Origin of the sequence: Mucilaginibacter paludis DSM 18603 (assembly GCF_000166195.2) — a bacterium.
GTDB lineage: Bacteria > Bacteroidota > Bacteroidia > Sphingobacteriales > Sphingobacteriaceae > Mucilaginibacter > Mucilaginibacter paludis.
This window is the reverse complement of record NZ_CM001403.1, coordinates 687518-703383: the sequence shown is the minus strand read 5'-3', so window position 1 is coordinate 703383 and position 15866 is coordinate 687518. Positions and strand designations below refer to the sequence as shown.

The 15866-nt window shown below is 43.0% G+C and carries 19 protein-coding genes; all 19 read right to left on the bottom strand.

Translation table 11 applies throughout. From position 1 onward, the window contains the following. Positions 1–213: 213 nt before the first annotated feature. The 19 genes from MUCPA_RS02980 to MUCPA_RS02890 all read right to left on the bottom strand — a co-directional run bounded on the left by MUCPA_RS02980 (position 214) and on the right by MUCPA_RS02890 (position 15713). Positions 214–561: an EthD domain-containing protein gene (locus MUCPA_RS02980; protein WP_233276834.1), complete on the bottom strand. Its 348-nt coding sequence runs from the start codon at positions 559–561 to the stop codon at positions 214–216. A gap of 60 nt (positions 562–621) precedes the next feature. Beyond that, positions 622–1194 carry a Crp/Fnr family transcriptional regulator gene (locus tag MUCPA_RS02975; protein ID WP_008504354.1) on the bottom strand — a complete coding sequence of 191 codons (573 nt, stop codon included), beginning with the start codon at positions 1192–1194 and terminating at the stop codon, positions 622–624. 319 nt (positions 1195–1513) lie between these two features. After that, positions 1514–1996 (bottom strand): hypothetical protein, encoded by a 483-nt coding sequence (locus MUCPA_RS02970; protein WP_008504353.1) that lies wholly within the window; start codon positions 1994–1996, stop codon positions 1514–1516. 68 nt (positions 1997–2064) lie between these two features. Then, entirely contained in the window at positions 2065–2835 is a 771-nt protein-coding gene (locus MUCPA_RS02965) for a hypothetical protein (protein WP_008504352.1), read from the bottom strand. A gap of 38 nt (positions 2836–2873) precedes the next feature. After that, positions 2874–3698, bottom strand: coding sequence for a DUF4138 domain-containing protein (locus MUCPA_RS02960; protein ID WP_157543798.1), 825 nt, complete (start codon positions 3696–3698; stop codon positions 2874–2876). A 10-nt stretch (positions 3699–3708) separates the two neighbouring features. After that, positions 3709–4986: a conjugative transposon protein TraM gene (traM, locus tag MUCPA_RS35615; RefSeq protein WP_008504350.1), complete on the bottom strand. Its 1278-nt coding sequence runs from the start codon at positions 4984–4986 to the stop codon at positions 3709–3711. Positions 4987–4989: 3 nt separating this feature from the next. After that, positions 4990–5319, bottom strand: coding sequence for a hypothetical protein (locus MUCPA_RS02950; protein ID WP_008504348.1), 330 nt, complete (start codon positions 5317–5319; stop codon positions 4990–4992). Positions 5320–5324: 5 nt separating this feature from the next. Continuing rightward, positions 5325–5939 carry a conjugative transposon protein TraK gene (traK, locus tag MUCPA_RS02945; RefSeq protein WP_008504346.1) on the bottom strand — a complete coding sequence of 205 codons (615 nt, stop codon included), beginning with the start codon at positions 5937–5939 and terminating at the stop codon, positions 5325–5327. A gap of 25 nt (positions 5940–5964) precedes the next feature. Continuing rightward, positions 5965–7182 carry a conjugative transposon protein TraJ gene (gene traJ, locus MUCPA_RS02940; RefSeq protein ID WP_008504344.1) on the bottom strand — a complete coding sequence of 406 codons (1218 nt, stop codon included), beginning with the start codon at positions 7180–7182 and terminating at the stop codon, positions 5965–5967. 30 nt (positions 7183–7212) lie between these two features. Next, positions 7213–7860, bottom strand: coding sequence for a hypothetical protein (locus MUCPA_RS02935; protein ID WP_008504342.1), 648 nt, complete (start codon positions 7858–7860; stop codon positions 7213–7215). 11 nt (positions 7861–7871) lie between these two features. Then, entirely contained in the window at positions 7872–8564 is a 693-nt protein-coding gene (locus tag MUCPA_RS02930) for a hypothetical protein (protein WP_008504341.1), read from the bottom strand. Beyond that, positions 8551–9234 carry a hypothetical protein gene (locus tag MUCPA_RS02925; protein WP_008504340.1) on the bottom strand — a complete coding sequence of 228 codons (684 nt, stop codon included), beginning with the start codon at positions 9232–9234 and terminating at the stop codon, positions 8551–8553. Before MUCPA_RS02925 ends, MUCPA_RS02930 begins: the two co-directional genes overlap by 14 nt. A gap of 65 nt (positions 9235–9299) precedes the next feature. Then, entirely contained in the window at positions 9300–9680 is a 381-nt protein-coding gene (locus MUCPA_RS02920; protein WP_008504339.1) for a hypothetical protein, read from the bottom strand. Further along, positions 9677–12196, bottom strand: coding sequence for a TraG family conjugative transposon ATPase (locus tag MUCPA_RS02915; RefSeq protein ID WP_008504338.1), 2520 nt, complete (start codon positions 12194–12196; stop codon positions 9677–9679). Before MUCPA_RS02915 ends, MUCPA_RS02920 begins: the two co-directional genes overlap by 4 nt. Before the next feature lie 2 nt (positions 12197–12198). After that, positions 12199–12513: a DUF4133 domain-containing protein gene (locus tag MUCPA_RS02910; protein ID WP_008504337.1), complete on the bottom strand. Its 315-nt coding sequence runs from the start codon at positions 12511–12513 to the stop codon at positions 12199–12201. Between the two features lie 11 nt (positions 12514–12524). Further along, positions 12525–12863, bottom strand: a complete 339-nt coding sequence (locus tag MUCPA_RS02905; RefSeq protein ID WP_008504336.1) for a DUF4134 domain-containing protein — start codon at positions 12861–12863, stop codon at positions 12525–12527. 31 nt (positions 12864–12894) lie between these two features. Beyond that, complete coding sequence (locus MUCPA_RS02900) at positions 12895–13431, bottom strand: hypothetical protein (protein ID WP_008504335.1); 537 nt, start codon at positions 13429–13431, stop codon at positions 12895–12897. 144 nt (positions 13432–13575) lie between these two features. After that, complete coding sequence (locus MUCPA_RS02895; protein ID WP_008504334.1) at positions 13576–14445, bottom strand: RteC domain-containing protein; 870 nt, start codon at positions 14443–14445, stop codon at positions 13576–13578. Further along, positions 14442–15713 (bottom strand): aminotransferase class I/II-fold pyridoxal phosphate-dependent enzyme, encoded by a 1272-nt coding sequence (locus MUCPA_RS02890; protein WP_008504333.1) that lies wholly within the window; start codon positions 15711–15713, stop codon positions 14442–14444. Before MUCPA_RS02890 ends, MUCPA_RS02895 begins: the two co-directional genes overlap by 4 nt. Positions 15714–15866: the final 153 nt, after the last annotated feature.

Here is a 15866-nt window from a genome sequence, read left to right as displayed (position 1 = left end):
CAATTTTACTGGCTATTTTTTTTTATGGAGCATAAAAGCGGGCCGCAGGGACAGCCAGAGCAATAGAAAAAACGCCGGGAGTAAAATCAAAACCTTTTACGGGTTTGAGTGGACCTCCAGTGCGAAACCATCTCCAGTCAAATTCCGGAGATGATTGCGACAGAAGCAAGAATTTTACTTTTAATCTTATGGTTAACGCTTATCTGCATACAGTTATATAACTGTATGCTCGGTAGATATTAAAAAGCTGCAGCCGTGCATGTCAAGGAATTTCTCTTCATCCGGTCTGATCAATTTCATATAATCTTTCGAACCAAAAACTTTTCCGATGGAGTCTGCATTATCAAACCATATTTCTGTGATCCCATCATATTCCCGGGGTGGCAGTCCCGGAAGCGTTACCGGCAGCGGATGACATTGTACGTAACGGCGGACATATTGCTTTACCTCTGGTAGCGAAGCAAACAAAGCCGCGTGATTATTCTTATGATAAGAAACAAAGTCTTCGTGACTGGTTCCGGGACGCCTGCGTAGCAGGATAGTGAATTTAATCATGGTCATATTTTTTTATCAAATATGGCCCATCGTTACCCGCTATAACGTTGACTTGGGTTAAGAAAATTATTTATAATGGAGCCGCTTGCGCAGCCTGCTTAATGATTCCGGCTTTACACCCAGGTAAGATGACATGTGAAATTGCGATATTTGATTAAACAGTTCCGGGCGGGTCGATAAAAGATGCTCGTAACGTTGCTGTGGCGACATAAATTGGAACATTTCTACACGTTCGTTCAACTGCAAATAAACCCGCTCTGCCACAAGGCGGCCGAACTTGCCCCATGCTGGTGAAATTTCATAAAGCTTTTGCACGTCCTGGAAAGAAAATGTCAGCACTTCTGAGTCTTGCATCGCCTGCCAGTAATAACGCGAAGGTATCTGGGTAAGAAAACTCTGAAAATCAACGATAAAGTTATCAGCTCCTGTGAACCGGTTATTGATTTCGTTGCCTTCCAGATCAACATAAAACATGCGGAAGAATCCTTTGGTAACAAAACAAATATTTTTACAAACGTCACCTTGTTCCAATAGATTGCCCTTCTTTTTTACCGATACCGCAATTCCCGGCATTAAAAGGTCAAGATCTTCCCGTGACATGGGTGAGATCGTATTGATAACGGCTTTAAGTTTTTCCATAGACGATGATTTGCTTCGTTCCTGCTAAGGTCAAAGTTACTCAATAGAACATCTTAGTTGTGCAGCACACAATTATAGAAATATTGATACGCCAGCTAACCGCTTTTTAAGATGGGTTGATTCTTTCTTCCCTGCTTTGTTTTAAAAGTTGCAAGGATGGTTTCAAGGTTTGATTCTCTGATGGTAACTTTTGATTTTATAAAATCAGAAAGGTTTTTCTATGGCTTAGTGTAGCTTTTTTTCTATTAGTTGCTTTGACATACGTCAATTTGTAGAATATTTTCTATTAAAATGATAGTTATGTAGAAAAAATTAGAATCTATTTGATCTGCTGCTCAACCAATAAAGTACGCCAGACATTGGGTTCGGGAATAATTATTTGCGCAGGCACCTCATCATTCCAGATTTTGAGGTCTTCGGATAAGAACTTATATAGTTTTTTCATGCCAACATTGTTGGTGGTAAAAATGTGGGTAATACCGATGTCGTCAAGGAATTTCTCCCAATACCCGTCCGGGCTTAAAGGCTGGATATAAACCTCATCGTCAATATCGGTATCATAGCCAAAAGAAAAGCCAGAAACTTGAGGCATTAGATCTTGATCTTCCGGGTCTTCCAAAGTAGAAGTCAGCCGGAAAAGATAAACCGGAAAATGGCCATCCGCGCGATACATGATCTCTACAGATGATAACGTCCGGCTATTCAGGGCCAAAACATTTTCGGTAAGCAGTTCAACCAGGTTAATCCATTGCTGGTCTGTTATCTTTAAAAGATTGCTGTGAGGGTGAATCGTATTTTCCATGTCAATATCTGATCAGGTAATGAAATAAGCAACAGGCCCGCGAAGGACCTGTTGCTGGAAATTGAAATTTAAAGATGCATCTTACTTTTCCGCGACTGCTTTTTTGCAGGAGCATCCTCCGGCTTCTGCTCACTTTGTTTCTGGCTTTTAGTGTTTTTTTGTTCCGGCTGGAGCAATTCCTCGCGGTTGATCTTTTTCATCTGGTGATCGTACAGGTCAACGGTTTTGAACTGCGGGTTTGCGGCAATGAAATATTTTTTATCGCCATCATCGCCACCCACGGTAATCTGCTGCGCATTCCCTTTTCTCAGCGAATACATGAGTTCTTCCCTGGCCTTTGGGTCTTCCAGTTCTTTAATGCCTTTACCGGCGAGCACTTTATCAATATCATAACCATAATTCTCATGATAATGCTTGATCTTCCTATTTCCGTTATCCGTCAGGTTTTTATTATCTAAGGTTAACCAGGACTGGTATTTCTGGCCTTCCAGGTTGTATAACTGTTTATGAACCGCGCGGCCTTCCATCAGGTTGAAGGCTTCTTTGGCTGTAATACCGTTTCCCTTATTGATATAAAAGGACTGATTAACATCCTTGGCCGGATCATCCTTGTGTGGAATACTTGCATCGTACTTGTTAAAGAAATACATATCCTGATTGTCACCAGCTTTAAAGTGCAGGGTGTAATCGATGGTTTTCTGGTTAAACTCATGCTGTGTTACCAAATTGAATTCCGGGGATTTTGCTGCAATTTGTTTATCCAGGTCGGCATTCAGCTTATCGCCAAACCCCAGGTTAAGCAAGCTCTTTTTTAAAAATTCAGAATTTTGAGTGTTCATGGTCTATTAAATTTAAAAGATTTAAAAATGATGTACTATCAATGATCCATTGCCAGTATGGTTTCCCTTGCCACCGGAACCGGGAGCGTTTGGAGGTTATCAAGGTCTTTTTGTCTGATCTGAAGATACAAATGCCTGTTCCCGTGGCGTTCGTATATTTCTACATTCAAAGCCTGATCTTCTGCAAGCGAAAAACGATGAAATGCGAATACTTTAGCCATCTCCTGTTTTCGTACAAGGGTGGTTTTTTTATGCAATGAGGCGTAAACAGGTACGATCTCCTGTTCATGGGTGGCCATTCTTGCCACTGTCTTTAAATCCCTGATATAAAAGCGGATAAAGTCAACATCATAAGGCAGATTTGATTTATTACGGACATCCAGCCTGAAGAATACCTTATTTCCGGCAAGCGATATTTTACTTACCCAAGCTTTAATACCGCCGGTCTTTTCGTGGTCAACCACGTCCGAGCGTTTTCCAGCGGCAAGCTGGTCGCCAATCAACGCATCATTAGTTTCGGGCGCTTTTACCACCCCGGTTACCACGGGTGCTTTTTCACCGATCTCGATGCTTCTTCCGGCCCGACCATAAGAGTATTGAACGGGTATATGATAGACTTTAGTTGTACTAACATCCTGCACATTTATTTTGACTGGTGTAAAGTCCGCTTTCTCTGCCTTTAAAGTGATCAGGCCATTCTCCTTTTGTACCACGTTAAAATCAGATGGTACGTTACCAATGATCCTGACGGCTGATTTAAAAAACAAGGCAGTTGTTTTATCGCGGCTGATGTAGGCGGTATCTTGCGCAAAGGAAACTGTTCCCATTACGGCAAGCATTAAAATGATGATTAACTTTTTCATGTTGGTATTTTTAATTGTCCCTGTCATTACTGTCTTTAAGCAGCACTTCGTAACCCGCTTTAACCTTGACTTTGATCTGTTTTACCTTATGATTAAAAAGTCCTTTGGCTGCTTCAACGCCTGCACTGGCGGCCTGTGCTCCAACAGACTGATCCATCGACATGAGCTGCATGGATTGAACGGCATCGCCAACCCCGTTTTTTGCAGCATCCCTGCCGATGGAGCCCGGAACATATAAGCCTTCCATTCCGTCGAGGTCATAAACAGCAAGAGAAACCGGCAGGATATTATTGAGATAGCGAATACTGCCAATTTTGATTTCCAGGCGTTCATTATTCAAAGCACAGGTACCATATACAAAACTCCCTTTAGGGATCATCCGGCCATTGACATAAATGCCATCCAATAGCCTTAATTTAATGACCGCGCCGCTAACCAGGGTTTGGTCTTCATGTACCACGGCTTGTATCGTATTGCCTGCGACCTGACCATTTCCGGCGGCCTGTTTTTTACTGTTGCCGTCACCATCATAGGCAGCATACTGCACCTGCATTTGACTACCGGAACTGTTATCGTCGTCCTCATCACTGGCCGCCAAAACAGGATAAACCCGCTGATGGTTCTTCAAAGACTGGCTTCGAGACCGGCTATTCGCATTACCCGGATTTTGAATATCATTGATCTGTTGCAACATTTGGGTTAGCTGCTTCATTTCAGGATCGTTGCCGCCACCGTTATCATTCATCGCTTTCATCATCAATTCCAGCCTTTTTACCTCTGCTGCAGATTGCGGCGCGGATGCGCCCCCGCCACCGTAGTTTGGCTGTTCGGGCTGGTTAATCTGCTGATTGATAGCGGCAAGTTTAGCCTGAATTTTCGCCTCGTTTACATCTGCCACGGTTGGGCCGCCAGTAAGGTTAGCGGTGGAACGCTGGGTAGCGGAATCCGCATGCCCGGCTTTAGCGGCATCCAGTCCCATTGATCTGACGAAACTTTCACTAACCCCGCTACTGGCTGAACTTGCCGAATCGGATTTAACAGTTTGGTAAACGCCCATTTTATCCTGGGCTTTTTCATCCTTGAACTGCGCCTGCGGCAGTGTGGCATTTAATCCCTGCGGATTGGAATTTTCAAAGGCAGATGCCGATTGTTTACCGCCGCCTAATGCCCAAAATGCCATTGTTAAAAATGGGATAATCAGCAGGGGCATCATGACTAAAAATTTGCGCTCCTTCAAAAATTCAGGAGTATGCTGCGGCAATTGGCCGCTGTTTGATACTGCATTCATGATTTACTTTTTTTTAGTTAATGAATCTGTTAACTGACGTTTAATCAATTGGGGACCGGGAAACTCTGATGCCTGCCCGATATGGGCCGACGTATAGTTTTGTGATAATTTGGGGATCGTATAAAAGCTGCAAAATGAGGTGCTAATTAATATGATGGACGTTAACAGCCCGATCGCAATAGCTATCTTTTTCTTTTGACGAATAGAATAAGCGTTAAACCACCTCTTAAGCCAGGCCGAAAAACGTATCTGGAAATTGATAATCTGCTTGGCCAGCGATGCCGCAACCTTGTCGCTCCATCGTGCTGACGTTTTACTGTTGGATAAAATCATAGCTTTTAATGTTGAATAGTGGTGTCCCTGTTCGCTAAGGTTTCCCAGTGAAGGATCAAAAAACCATGGGGGTTATTGTCCGACCTGGCTACATTGCGCAAATACCCCTGAGTGATCAGGCTTCGGTTCGCGGTGGAAGTGGAACGAATGAGTTTTTGCGTAGCAAAACATTTAAAGTAGTAGGGATATTGGTTGATGTCCAGCCAGATACTATCCACGGTAACCTGCTGACTGATATTGCCGGAGATCAGATTATTGTAGTAACTCTTTTCTTTTAGATCGTTGTATTGATTTTTGGCGCTTTCATCAGCCAGGTATAAAGCTTTGCCGATATTGGCATCAATTACCTTTTCATCAGGGTCAAGCGTGAAAAAATAATGATGGAACATCCGGATATGATCCCTTGCTTCCACAGGGATATTATCTTTCCGGTCTGCAGCAAATGCTTCCAGTGCTTTACCGTTTGCCAATATGTAAATATGGTTGCCTGCGATATTTGCCGCCTGATAACTTTTAAAAAGTGCGAAGCAGGAAATAAGCGTACATGCTGCGATGAGCAGGTAGCTAAACAGCTTGATATGCTTAAAGGCTGTGTCTATATTTTTGAGTTGTGAAAACATAATAGCGGTTTTAAAGGGTGAAGGACTACGCTTTTTGCGGGTTTATTTTGGATGCCTGGTGACTATTCGCGCCCTGACTGTTATCCTGAAAATAAGGTTTGGAAACGGAGCTGTCTGCCATGCTTGCGCTGGTATTGGTTCGCTGATTGCCGAAAGCATCTGCTACCATGCTGCTGCCGGAAGCGCCCGCGCTCATTACTGATTGGGTGGTGCTGCTGACCATGCTGTTCACCTTTTGAAGCAAGCCATTGCCGCCGCCAGCATTGACAATGTAATTGGCTACGCTTGGCACGGTAAAATAACCGATGATGCCGATAATTAAAAATATGAGGTAAGCGGTGTCGGTGGAACTAAAGAAAGTGTCACCCGCATTCTGAACCTGGTTAATATCCAGTTTCAGCATGTTTTCCTGTACCTTACCGATAATGGCACCGAAAATGTTGGCTACCGGTAGCCACAGAAATACATTGATGTATTTAGCCAGCCATACCGTCAAGGTATGCTGAAACCCATCGAAAACCGCTAAGCCAAATACGATAGGCCCCAATATGGCCAGGATGATGAGGTAGAACGTTCGGATCGTATTGATACATAGTGCTGCTGCCTCATATAAAACCTGCAATACTTCGGACATCCATTGTTTCACCGAATTCCGAAAGTTATAGGACGCTTTAGACATGGCAAATTTCACGTCATTCTCCACACTTTCGAATATGCCTTCTTCATTTCCTGCCGTGTCATTCGGATGAGTGTATTTATACCACTTATCCCGATCACCGTCGCCGTTGTCTCCAACATACATTTGCCAGGTGTTTGTTTTTTCTACTGCCGCTTCTTTTGCTTTCAACAGGGCGGCAATGGCGGCATCCGAATTCTGCACCATTCCGCCGGTGGCGCTAACGGTGGGCGACATAACACCGTTGATGATGGCAATAACCGTAGGAAATAACAGAATAGCTAAACCTAAAGCGAAGGGCCGCATCAGCGGGTAAAAATCAATCGGCTCGGCGCTGGCGATCTGTCGCCAAACCCGGCTGCCAATAAACCATAAGGCACCAAATCCGGCTATCGCCCGGCCCACACCGATCAGTTGACTGCACATCGGCAACATATCGTTATACACGCCGTTTAACGTTCCCTGCAAGCCCTGAATATCAGTTGCGAGGCCATCTGCTTTGGAAAATAAAGGAAAAACTATCCCCGTTACCGCAAGAATTGCGGTTAAATAAATCTTCGTTTTCATCGTATTTATTTGTTTTTTAAAGGTGATGGATTAGTTATTTATACCATAGAGCTGTTTCACCGTTCGCGTGTCGCCTATATCCTTGCTGCGCTGAATATTCAGTAAAACGCCTTGCCTGTTAAAATACCGGAGGAACTGTAGCTTATCGGAACTGCTGGCATAGATCCGGTCAATCGCCCTCATCCGTTCATCGTCTGACATGCGCAGTTTACCTGCGGTAAGTACATTCGTGAGGTCGTCGAGGTTTTGCAGGCTTTGATTAACAAGTTGGGTATAGACGTTGCTCATATAGTTCAATTCAGCGGCACTGAATAAGCCGCTTTGCCGGAATTGCTTGTAGGCGCTTTTGTATTCGCTGATCAGGCTGGCCTGCTGTGTTATTATTTCAACTACCCGGCCATAATTTTTTACCGTGGGATTAATGGAAAGCAAACCATTCAGGTAAACACTATGCAGATCAAAATTGCCTTTAGATAATTGGGATATACTGCCGTAGCCCTGCTGATAGATTTGATAGCCGGTTTTCATATCACTCAATATGCCTTTCAGTTGGGTTAGCTTTTCAATATCCAATATTAGCTGCTGCATTTCCTGTGCCTGGGCCTTGCTTTTGTCTGCTTTTGCTAAACAAAGGAGGAAGACGAGTATCATTACGATAAAGCTGAAGTTCTTTTTCATGATGTTACGTGTTACTGAATCCCGTATATTTTCTTTTCCACTAATAAATTTTTGCCTTCCTGGAGCCGTTGCAGGGCATAAACTTTTACCTGATATGAAAAAGTGGAGGCAAACCGGTAATTACGCTGCATAGCCGAATGGATCACCCCGATATGTTTAAGCCGTTCTTCATCACTCATTTTTAGTTTGTTGTCCGTTACCACATTTTGTAATTCGGTGATCTGCTGGTCGCAGTCTTTGAATAAAGCGGCTTTAACTTGTGTGATGTACTTCTTTTCGCCGTTATTAAAATTGGCGGTTTTGTCCAGCGAGTTCATGCGAGTAAGAATATCATTTTGCCATTGCAGGATATCCTTCACCAGTTGGTTATCCTTTACTACCGGGCTTACATTATTCAGATTATTATAGTAGGTAGTATGCAAGCCATTTTCCGATTTCAGATAACCAGTAATTGATCCCAAGCCGTTGTGAGCAATATTATTTCCTGCTTTATAATAAGCAGCGTAAACCTGCAACGCGGCTATTTGCTGTAACAGGTATTTCTTTTGCGTACTTTTCTGCCTGAACCATTCCGCAAAAGTTTGTGCTCTTAGCGTAGTAGCAAAAGCAGAAGCGGCAACCGTCATTATTGTAAAAGCCAGTAACTTCTTGCTCTTGCGGCGGATCTCATTTGCCCGCATCTTCATTTGGTTAATTGATTCCATAAAGCTTTTTAATTGATTGCGTATCGCTTAAATCTTTACTGCGTTGCAGACTCAACCTGATACCCTGATTATTGAATTGGTGTAAGTCGTTATAATTTTCATCCAAATGATCGCTGGCCTTGTTGATTAATTCCAGGCGCTGTTCATCCGTCATTTGTGTTTTTGCTGGGCTCACCACCAGCATGATCTCATCCAGATTTTTGGCACTGGCATCTAAGATGCCCGTATAAACCTGCTGCATATAGCTTATTTCCTGCGGGTTGAAATGATTATCCTGCCGAAACAGGCTCCAGGCTTGTTTATACTCCCTAACCAAAGCCGCTTGTTTTAGGGCAATATCTTTTATCCGCTGATATTTTGAAATGGTGGCTTTGATGTTGCCTAATTCCGTATAGTAATTGCTGTACAACTGCTTTTGCTGTTCAGTCCAGCCGGAAATTTCAGTTAACCTGGTTTTGGACATTTGATTTTCAATCACCTTCTGCGCGTTTTGCAGCCAGATCGTTTTGTTCTGCATTCGCTGCACTTTAAGGTCAATTGCTTTGATCACTTTGGTTACGGTCAGCTTAATGACTTCCCCGATAACAAACTGGGCATTTGCCCTTTTGATGGGAGTAAATGTGAGCAGTAATAGCAAGCAAAAAGGTGCTATTTTATTTAAATTTTCCATAATAATCCTCCATTTCCATGCCGGAAGGCAGAAATTACCTTGTTAAATAAGTTTATGAATGTTGCCTATTTTAACCGTTTATATTCGTCATCACCGAATAAGAGGCTTTTCCCTGGTTTCATATAGAGCTGCTTACCAAATTCGGTTTCCTGTAAAACCTGTTTATCCTGAACATATGTCGCCGTCCATTTTACCTGTTTGAATTCTTTAGGCAATATCTTACCGTCCCTAATCTTTTGGTAACCGGTACGCCTGATAACTTGGTAAATCTGATTATGGTAGGGTACGATTTCCAACGTGTCATTACCTATGGTATATTCATTACGGTAAGTCGCCACATAAGTGCCGGCAATATCAGCTTCTTTGGAATGACTACAGGCGCTTAAGATCACAGTTGTCAGCGCGGTCAAAATGATATTTATTTTTACATTGCGAATTGTTTTCATGGCTTTATTTTTAAATTGGTTATTGAATTAGTTGATTTTTCCAGTTCTTCCCTGACAATTGCGGCGATGCCTAATTGCATACTGCCAAACTTTTTAGTGTAGGCAAAGACTTTGGCTTTTTCCGCTGATTCCGTGGTATAAGTCCAGTATTCCTCGCGGCTTACCTCGGTGCGGTAAACTTTGGACAGTTGGCCGTTTAAGCTGATAAATACCTCTTTATATTTCAGGTTTTCGACATTATTGCGGTTCATGCTCATAATGAGCGCCGTTTCCTTATCGGTGATACCCAATAGCTGCTGGATTTTCGGAAAGTCATTTTGGTATTTCCGCTGGTCCAGCAAGATCTTGCAATCACTGTTATTGATGATGGCCTGCTTAACTACCGGTGAGCTGATGATATCTTCTATATCCTGGGTAACTACCAACGCTTCACCAAAGTACTTACGGACGGTTTTAAACAGGTATTTGATGTATTCAGCCATTCCTTCCCGCGCAATGGCTTTCCAGGCTTCTTCAATCAGGATCATTTTACGGATGTCCATGCTTAATTTGCGCATTTTGGAAACAAAGGTTTCCATGATGATTAAGGTAACAACCGGAAATAGAATGGGATGATCTTTGATATTATCCAGCTCAAAGACAATAAAGCGCCTTTGCAATAAGTCGAGGTTTTCTTTCGCATTCAGCAGATAGGCATATTCGCCGCCTTTGTAATAGGGTTTCAATACAAAAAGCATATTATCAATATCGAAACGGGTATCCTTCACTTTCGATTGCTTCATTGTTTCATAAAATTCATTGGACAGAAACTCATAGAAGGTGTCGAAGCATGGAAATATCCCGGGTTGAACTTTCAGCTTCTCATAATAATGATACAAAGCATCCGAAATGGCCACGTATTCAGATCGTTGCACGCCTTCGTCCTCCTTTTTCCACAAGGCAAGTATCATCGCTTTAATGCTCTCTCTTTTTTCCGTGTCCAGGTTATCCCCTTCAGGAACGTAAAAAGGGTTAAAACTAATCGGTTTGTCTTCTTTGTAGGTAAAGTAATAGCCACCTACAAATTCACATAAACCCTGGTAACTATGTCCAACATCTACGATAACCACATGCGCACCCTGCTCAAAGTAGCTGCGCAGCATGTGATTGGTAAAGAAAGACTTACCACTGCCTGACGGACCTAATATAAATTTGTTACGGTTGGTCGTAATGCCTTTGGTCATCGGATCATCGCTGATGTCAACGTGTACCGGCTTTCCTGATAAACGATCACCCAGGCGAATACCGCAGGGACTAATGCTTGACTGGTAATTTGTTTCCAGATTCAGAAAGCAGGTAGCCTGTTCCACAAACGTGTCAAAGGTGTCGTTCATGGGAAAACTGGCTTCATTGCCTGGCAATCCTGACCACCATATTTGCGCTGCGCCGTCGGTTTCCTGTTTGGGCTGTGCATCCATCTGGGCCAATGATGAACTGACTTTATTTTTAAGGTCCTTTAAATTAGAAGCATCGTCTGTCCATGCCAAAATATTGAAGTGCGCTTTCACAGGTAACCGTTGCTGACTGATCGCTTCATTTAAAAAATCATGTGTCGCATCACGGCCAATGGCATTTTCGCGGGAATAAGCAGATAGCGATTGAAGCCTTAATTTTTTCGCCTCCAACTTCTTAATGGTTTGCTGGCTGTCCCCGATAAAAATATATTGGTTATACAAATGGTTACATTTCAGCAAAGTGCCTATCGGTGTGGCGAAGCCGGTACTGAATTTCGTTTTATCGGTACTGTACTTGTCGTAAGTGATCCGTGGACCGCAAAGTGCCGGAAGGTCTTCCACATCACTAAGTGTATAAAGCTGGCAATGACTGTCGCCAATTCTGATCTCGTCCTCAATGTGAATATCTTTCAAAACGGTGGCCTCGTCTTTATTCAAAAGGAAACAATATTGTTCCAAAATGCCGGGATTTTGAAGGGTGCCTGTCAGTTCATCGTCGGTCAGCCTTTTTAAGGAAATCAATCCGCTGTCCTCCAATACCCGAACAAACTGGCCTGCGCTATCCAAAAAATCACGGAATAATTCATCGCAGGTAGTTTGCACAGGTACAATGCGTTTACGCATCAATACGCTGGTCGCGCTGGAATACTGCTTGAATTTATCCGGCTTCTTGGTTAAATAAATATGGCAGTGATGATGCAGGTAAGCCCGTTCGTGAAAGTAACGTTCGCTGGAATGTGACAGGAACGTTTTAACGTTCGCACCGCTATTCTTAGCGAATACCGCTTCGTATTGTTCATTCATAAACCAATCCTGTTTATGAAATACGCTATTTTTAGGCAGTAGCTTTATCGCTTTGATCAATACCTCGTGAAATGCCAGGTACTCATCGTTGGACAAAGTAAATATTTCAGGCAGGCTCACTTTGAACCCAATGGTCAGGTCACCCTGTACGGAGATCATGGTTTGATGCTCTACCTTATAGACAGGAAATACCTGTTCTGCTTTGCGATGTGTGGCCATGTCTATTTTTTTAGTTTGAGAAAAACGTTTCGGGTGGTAAATTTTAAATGGCTCGGCAGGTAGCGTTTAGCTGCTTTTTTCATCAGGCCATGTTCGCCGTATTTATGGCTCAGCTTAAAAACCTGGTAAAACAGTGCGCTTCCTAAACCTGCAATGATCATGATGCAGTAATGCACAGGTACGCCAAGCAAATAAATTATGGCGAAGCCTATTAATAAGATCACAAGCCCGCCTGCCAGGTAACCGATGTACTGAGCCTTTAAACCTTTAAACTCAATTGGCTTATTAATGCCTTTATTAATTTGATACAGTGCCATAACCGTCAGTTTTAAACGCCGAAGAATGATTTTAAAACAGTGGCGACCACTACGAGGAAAATACAGCTGCCAAACCAACTGGAAGCCACTTTACCTGTATCATGTTCACCATCATTCCATTTCTTAAATACCTTGATCGCGCCGACCAATCCGACTATCGCTCCAATGGCATACATTAAGCTGGTTCCGGTAGAAAAATAACTTTTAACCTGGGTAGTGGCCGCGTTAATTCCTGAATTACCGTCCTGCGCGTATAGTGATAGGCTGATTAAAATCAGGCTGATGGTACCCAGTACGTGCCTGATGAAACTTACCGCACTCACACGGCTCTTGAATTTTTGAATTTTCATGATGATTAATTTAAGTGTGAAAAAAATAGGGTCAAGCCCAGGTTCCTTGCAGGTCTGCTAAGGATAATGGGAACATTAATTTTTCGTTGGAGATTTTGACGATCCTGATTAAAACCGACTGCAAATCAATATCCTCCTTAAATCTTTGGTAAGAATCGATCAAGATCCGGAGCAGGTTAATAAATTCTGGCTTATTGTCAATTTCCCGGAAAGCTGCGATGAGATTGCCGGCTTCCGCTTCCAGTTCCTCAGCCGGAGAAAGCACCAATTCAAAACCTGAATCCGGGGTTTCTTCGGTTAATGCAATCTGCTCTGATTCGTCTGGTGATAATTCAGCGCAATACAACTCTTCGGAGTTTGAAACCGAAACGCCGTTCTCCAGTTTTGCTGCGCCCATTACTTCAGCCGGGACTGACTGTGCCGCAGCAAATACACCTGTCTTCTGTTTACGGTTAAACAGGCCGGAGATTTCTTGCTGGTAATACCGGAGTATGACATATCCGTAATAAGCTACGGTAAGGATGATGACGGCTGCCAGATAGTGCTGCCAGGAGATTGAAGACAACATAATGCTTTAGTTTAAAAACCGACGCCCCATGCGGCGATTACAAAAGCAAAGGTTGGGATAGCTTAAAAAAATAATTCACACCTCGCACATGAGGTAGGTGTTTTTTTTATAATTAAAAATCGCAATTAACTTAAAATCAACAGTTTAATTACTGAAGTCTATTCGCTGCTGCCATCCGTCCATTTCAAATTTTTCATCGATCCGCTTCAGTAGTGCTATTTTAAGTTTATCCAGAAACGACGTTCGTTCCTTTTTTCGCCGTGTGATATCCGTATATTTATGATAATAAGAGCCGAGATCAACCTGAAAAACGGTTTGAAAAAAACTCACCACCATTTTGATCTCTGAATTGCCATTGTTAAACACGCCCAATGCGACGAGCGCATAGATCAGTTCTACCAGATCAGTTTTATTAAAAGTCCAGGTCAGTGGCAGATCCATTTTGTTTTCAACAGGAAGCTCATCGCGATTGAGGATTTTCTGTAATTCCAGGTTGAGGTAATCCTGATATTTCTCATTGGCCATAATTTTCGACAGCTTATAATCATGGCTGGTTGAATACAAATCGTCCTCTTCAAAATCTTCCAGTTCAACATACACATCAAAACCGCCACGCGTAAAATAGAACTGATCCATCTGGGTGGAAGCAGAGCGGTAGTACTGATAAAAAGCATGGTTGTGGTCAAAAAAACGTTTCAGGTCTGTCAGTTCGTAATTGATATATTCTTTCAGGATCTCATCACCGCCTAATGGTTTTTGCATGATGAAGTTATAGACATTGATGAAGTAAATGTATTTACTGTAAAACATCGGTTTGATCTCTTTAAAAAAACTCACCTCTTCCTCGACCGTTTCAAAAGCATAGGTGGAGATATAATTTTTGAGTTTGGCCATTGCTTTTTTACAGATCTTAATGGATTCTTTGAGCTTCTCCGTCTGAACGCCGGTATTGAGGGAAACTTCGTTCAGCTGATTTTCCATGGCGGCATAAAATCTTTCTGCGAATGTGTTCATAATGGAGAGGGGGTTCTATTGGTGAGGTTGAGCGTGCGGTCGATATCTTCAAACGCCTGGAGTACCTTGTCCAAGTGCTCTTTGGTATGCGTTGCCATGACATTCATCCGTATCCGGGCATTCTTTTTTGAAACCGCAGGATACATAATCGGGTTGGTGTAAATCCCGGCTTTTAACAACAGACGGCCCGCTTCCAGTGTTTTTGGTATGTCGCCGATCTTCACCGGGATAACTGCCGAAGCTGTCGTTCCTACGTCAAATCCGAGGCTGACCAGCCCATTTTTCAGGTAATTGATGTTTTCCCAAAGTTTAGTCCGCCATTCCGGTTCTTCATCAATCAGTTCGATAGCCCTGATGATCCCCATAATAGCAGGAGTTGCGGTTGTAGAAAACAAATGCTGCCTGGACTGGAACTTGAGGTAATTGATCAGTTCAGTACCTGCGATGACGTAACCGCCAATATTGCCCAATGCCTTACTAAAGGTACCGGTGATGATATCCACCTCTTCAAAAGCATCATGCATTTCGACGACACCACGGCCCGTATCGCCAACCACGCCAATACCATGCGCGTCATCCACAACGAGGTAAGCCCCGTAACGGTGTGTTAGTTCTGCAATTTTATCCAGCGGTGCCAAATCTCCGTCCTGACTGTAAACCCCATCAATCACAACCATTTTTGTACAGTATTGGTGTTCTGCATTTTTCAGCACCAGTTCCAGCATTTCCAGGTTATTATGGAGGAAAGTTTTCACATTGGTATTTAATACACCTTCGTAAACGCTGGCATGAACAGCCATATCCAGGATAGCCAGGTCTTCTTTATGCAATAAGCATTGGAGGGTTGCGCTGTTCGCGGTATAGCCGGTAGTATATAAAATGGCATCCTTTCGCTTATAAAATGCAGCGATCCTTTTTTCCAGTTGCCGGTGATAAACAAAATGGCCCCCGATGGCAGGAGAAGCACCCGATCCTGTGCCAAATAGTTCAATGCCTTTGATAACGGCAGCCTTGATTTCCGGGTGCTGGCTAAATCCAAGGTAATCATTGGAAACCAAACAGACCGACCAGGTTGGGGAAGTATCGCCGGGCAGCATTAAATTCATCTCTGGCCCTACGGGTGTGAGCGACTCTATCCGGTAGTTCAGGTGTCCGTTTTCTTTCAAAAAATTCAGGTAGGCGTTAAACTCGGCAGCGGTGGCATAGATGTCCTGTCCGGCGATGTTTTCAAAATCCTTAAAGCTTGCTTTGGTAAAATCTATTTTCATAAGAAGTAAATGTTAATTAAGTGGAAAATAAGTATCCGAATTTGAGGTATCGGTTACATGGTGAGATTTTTTAATGTTATTTTAACATTAAATGAACATTCGGCCCTGATGTAACCACTTGCCGGGAATCTGGCGGTTAATTTTGGAAAAAGT

What these genes read in the sequence shown, in the direction of transcription:
- MUCPA_RS02920 (WP_008504339.1), bottom strand. Translation starts at nt 9,680, where the DNA reads ATGAAAACAATTCGCAATGTAAAAATAAATATCATTTTGACCGCGCTG.
- MUCPA_RS02960 (WP_157543798.1), bottom strand. Translation starts at nt 3,698, where the DNA reads ATGAAAAAGTTAATCATCATTTTAATGCTTGCCGTAATGGGAACAGTT.
- MUCPA_RS02905 (WP_008504336.1), bottom strand. Translation starts at nt 12,863, where the DNA reads ATGAAAATTCAAAAATTCAAGAGCCGTGTGAGTGCGGTAAGTTTCATC.
- MUCPA_RS02900 (WP_008504335.1), bottom strand. Translation starts at nt 13,431, where the DNA reads ATGTTGTCTTCAATCTCCTGGCAGCACTATCTGGCAGCCGTCATCATC.
- traJ (WP_008504344.1), bottom strand. Translation starts at nt 7,182, where the DNA reads ATGAAAACGAAGATTTATTTAACCGCAATTCTTGCGGTAACGGGGATA.
- MUCPA_RS02950 (WP_008504348.1), bottom strand. Translation starts at nt 5,319, where the DNA reads ATGATTTTATCCAACAGTAAAACGTCAGCACGATGGAGCGACAAGGTT.
- MUCPA_RS02910 (WP_008504337.1), bottom strand. Translation starts at nt 12,513, where the DNA reads ATGGCACTGTATCAAATTAATAAAGGCATTAATAAGCCAATTGAGTTT.
- MUCPA_RS02970 (WP_008504353.1), bottom strand. Translation starts at nt 1,996, where the DNA reads ATGGAAAATACGATTCACCCTCACAGCAATCTTTTAAAGATAACAGAC.
- MUCPA_RS02925 (WP_008504340.1), bottom strand. Translation starts at nt 9,234, where the DNA reads ATGGAAAATTTAAATAAAATAGCACCTTTTTGCTTGCTATTACTGCTC.
- MUCPA_RS02915 (WP_008504338.1), bottom strand. Translation starts at nt 12,196, where the DNA reads ATGGCCACACATCGCAAAGCAGAACAGGTATTTCCTGTCTATAAGGTA.
- MUCPA_RS02935 (WP_008504342.1), bottom strand. Translation starts at nt 7,860, where the DNA reads ATGAAAAAGAACTTCAGCTTTATCGTAATGATACTCGTCTTCCTCCTT.
- MUCPA_RS02980 (WP_233276834.1), bottom strand. Translation starts at nt 561, where the DNA reads ATGACCATGATTAAATTCACTATCCTGCTACGCAGGCGTCCCGGAACC.
- MUCPA_RS02890 (WP_008504333.1), bottom strand. Translation starts at nt 15,713, where the DNA reads ATGAAAATAGATTTTACCAAAGCAAGCTTTAAGGATTTTGAAAACATC.
- traK (WP_008504346.1), bottom strand. Translation starts at nt 5,939, where the DNA reads ATGTTTTCACAACTCAAAAATATAGACACAGCCTTTAAGCATATCAAG.
- MUCPA_RS02895 (WP_008504334.1), bottom strand. Translation starts at nt 14,445, where the DNA reads ATGAACACATTCGCAGAAAGATTTTATGCCGCCATGGAAAATCAGCTG.
- traM (WP_008504350.1), bottom strand. Translation starts at nt 4,986, where the DNA reads ATGAATGCAGTATCAAACAGCGGCCAATTGCCGCAGCATACTCCTGAA.
- MUCPA_RS02965 (WP_008504352.1), bottom strand. Translation starts at nt 2,835, where the DNA reads ATGAACACTCAAAATTCTGAATTTTTAAAAAAGAGCTTGCTTAACCTG.
- MUCPA_RS02930 (WP_008504341.1), bottom strand. Translation starts at nt 8,564, where the DNA reads ATGGAATCAATTAACCAAATGAAGATGCGGGCAAATGAGATCCGCCGC.
- MUCPA_RS02975 (WP_008504354.1), bottom strand. Translation starts at nt 1,194, where the DNA reads ATGGAAAAACTTAAAGCCGTTATCAATACGATCTCACCCATGTCACGG.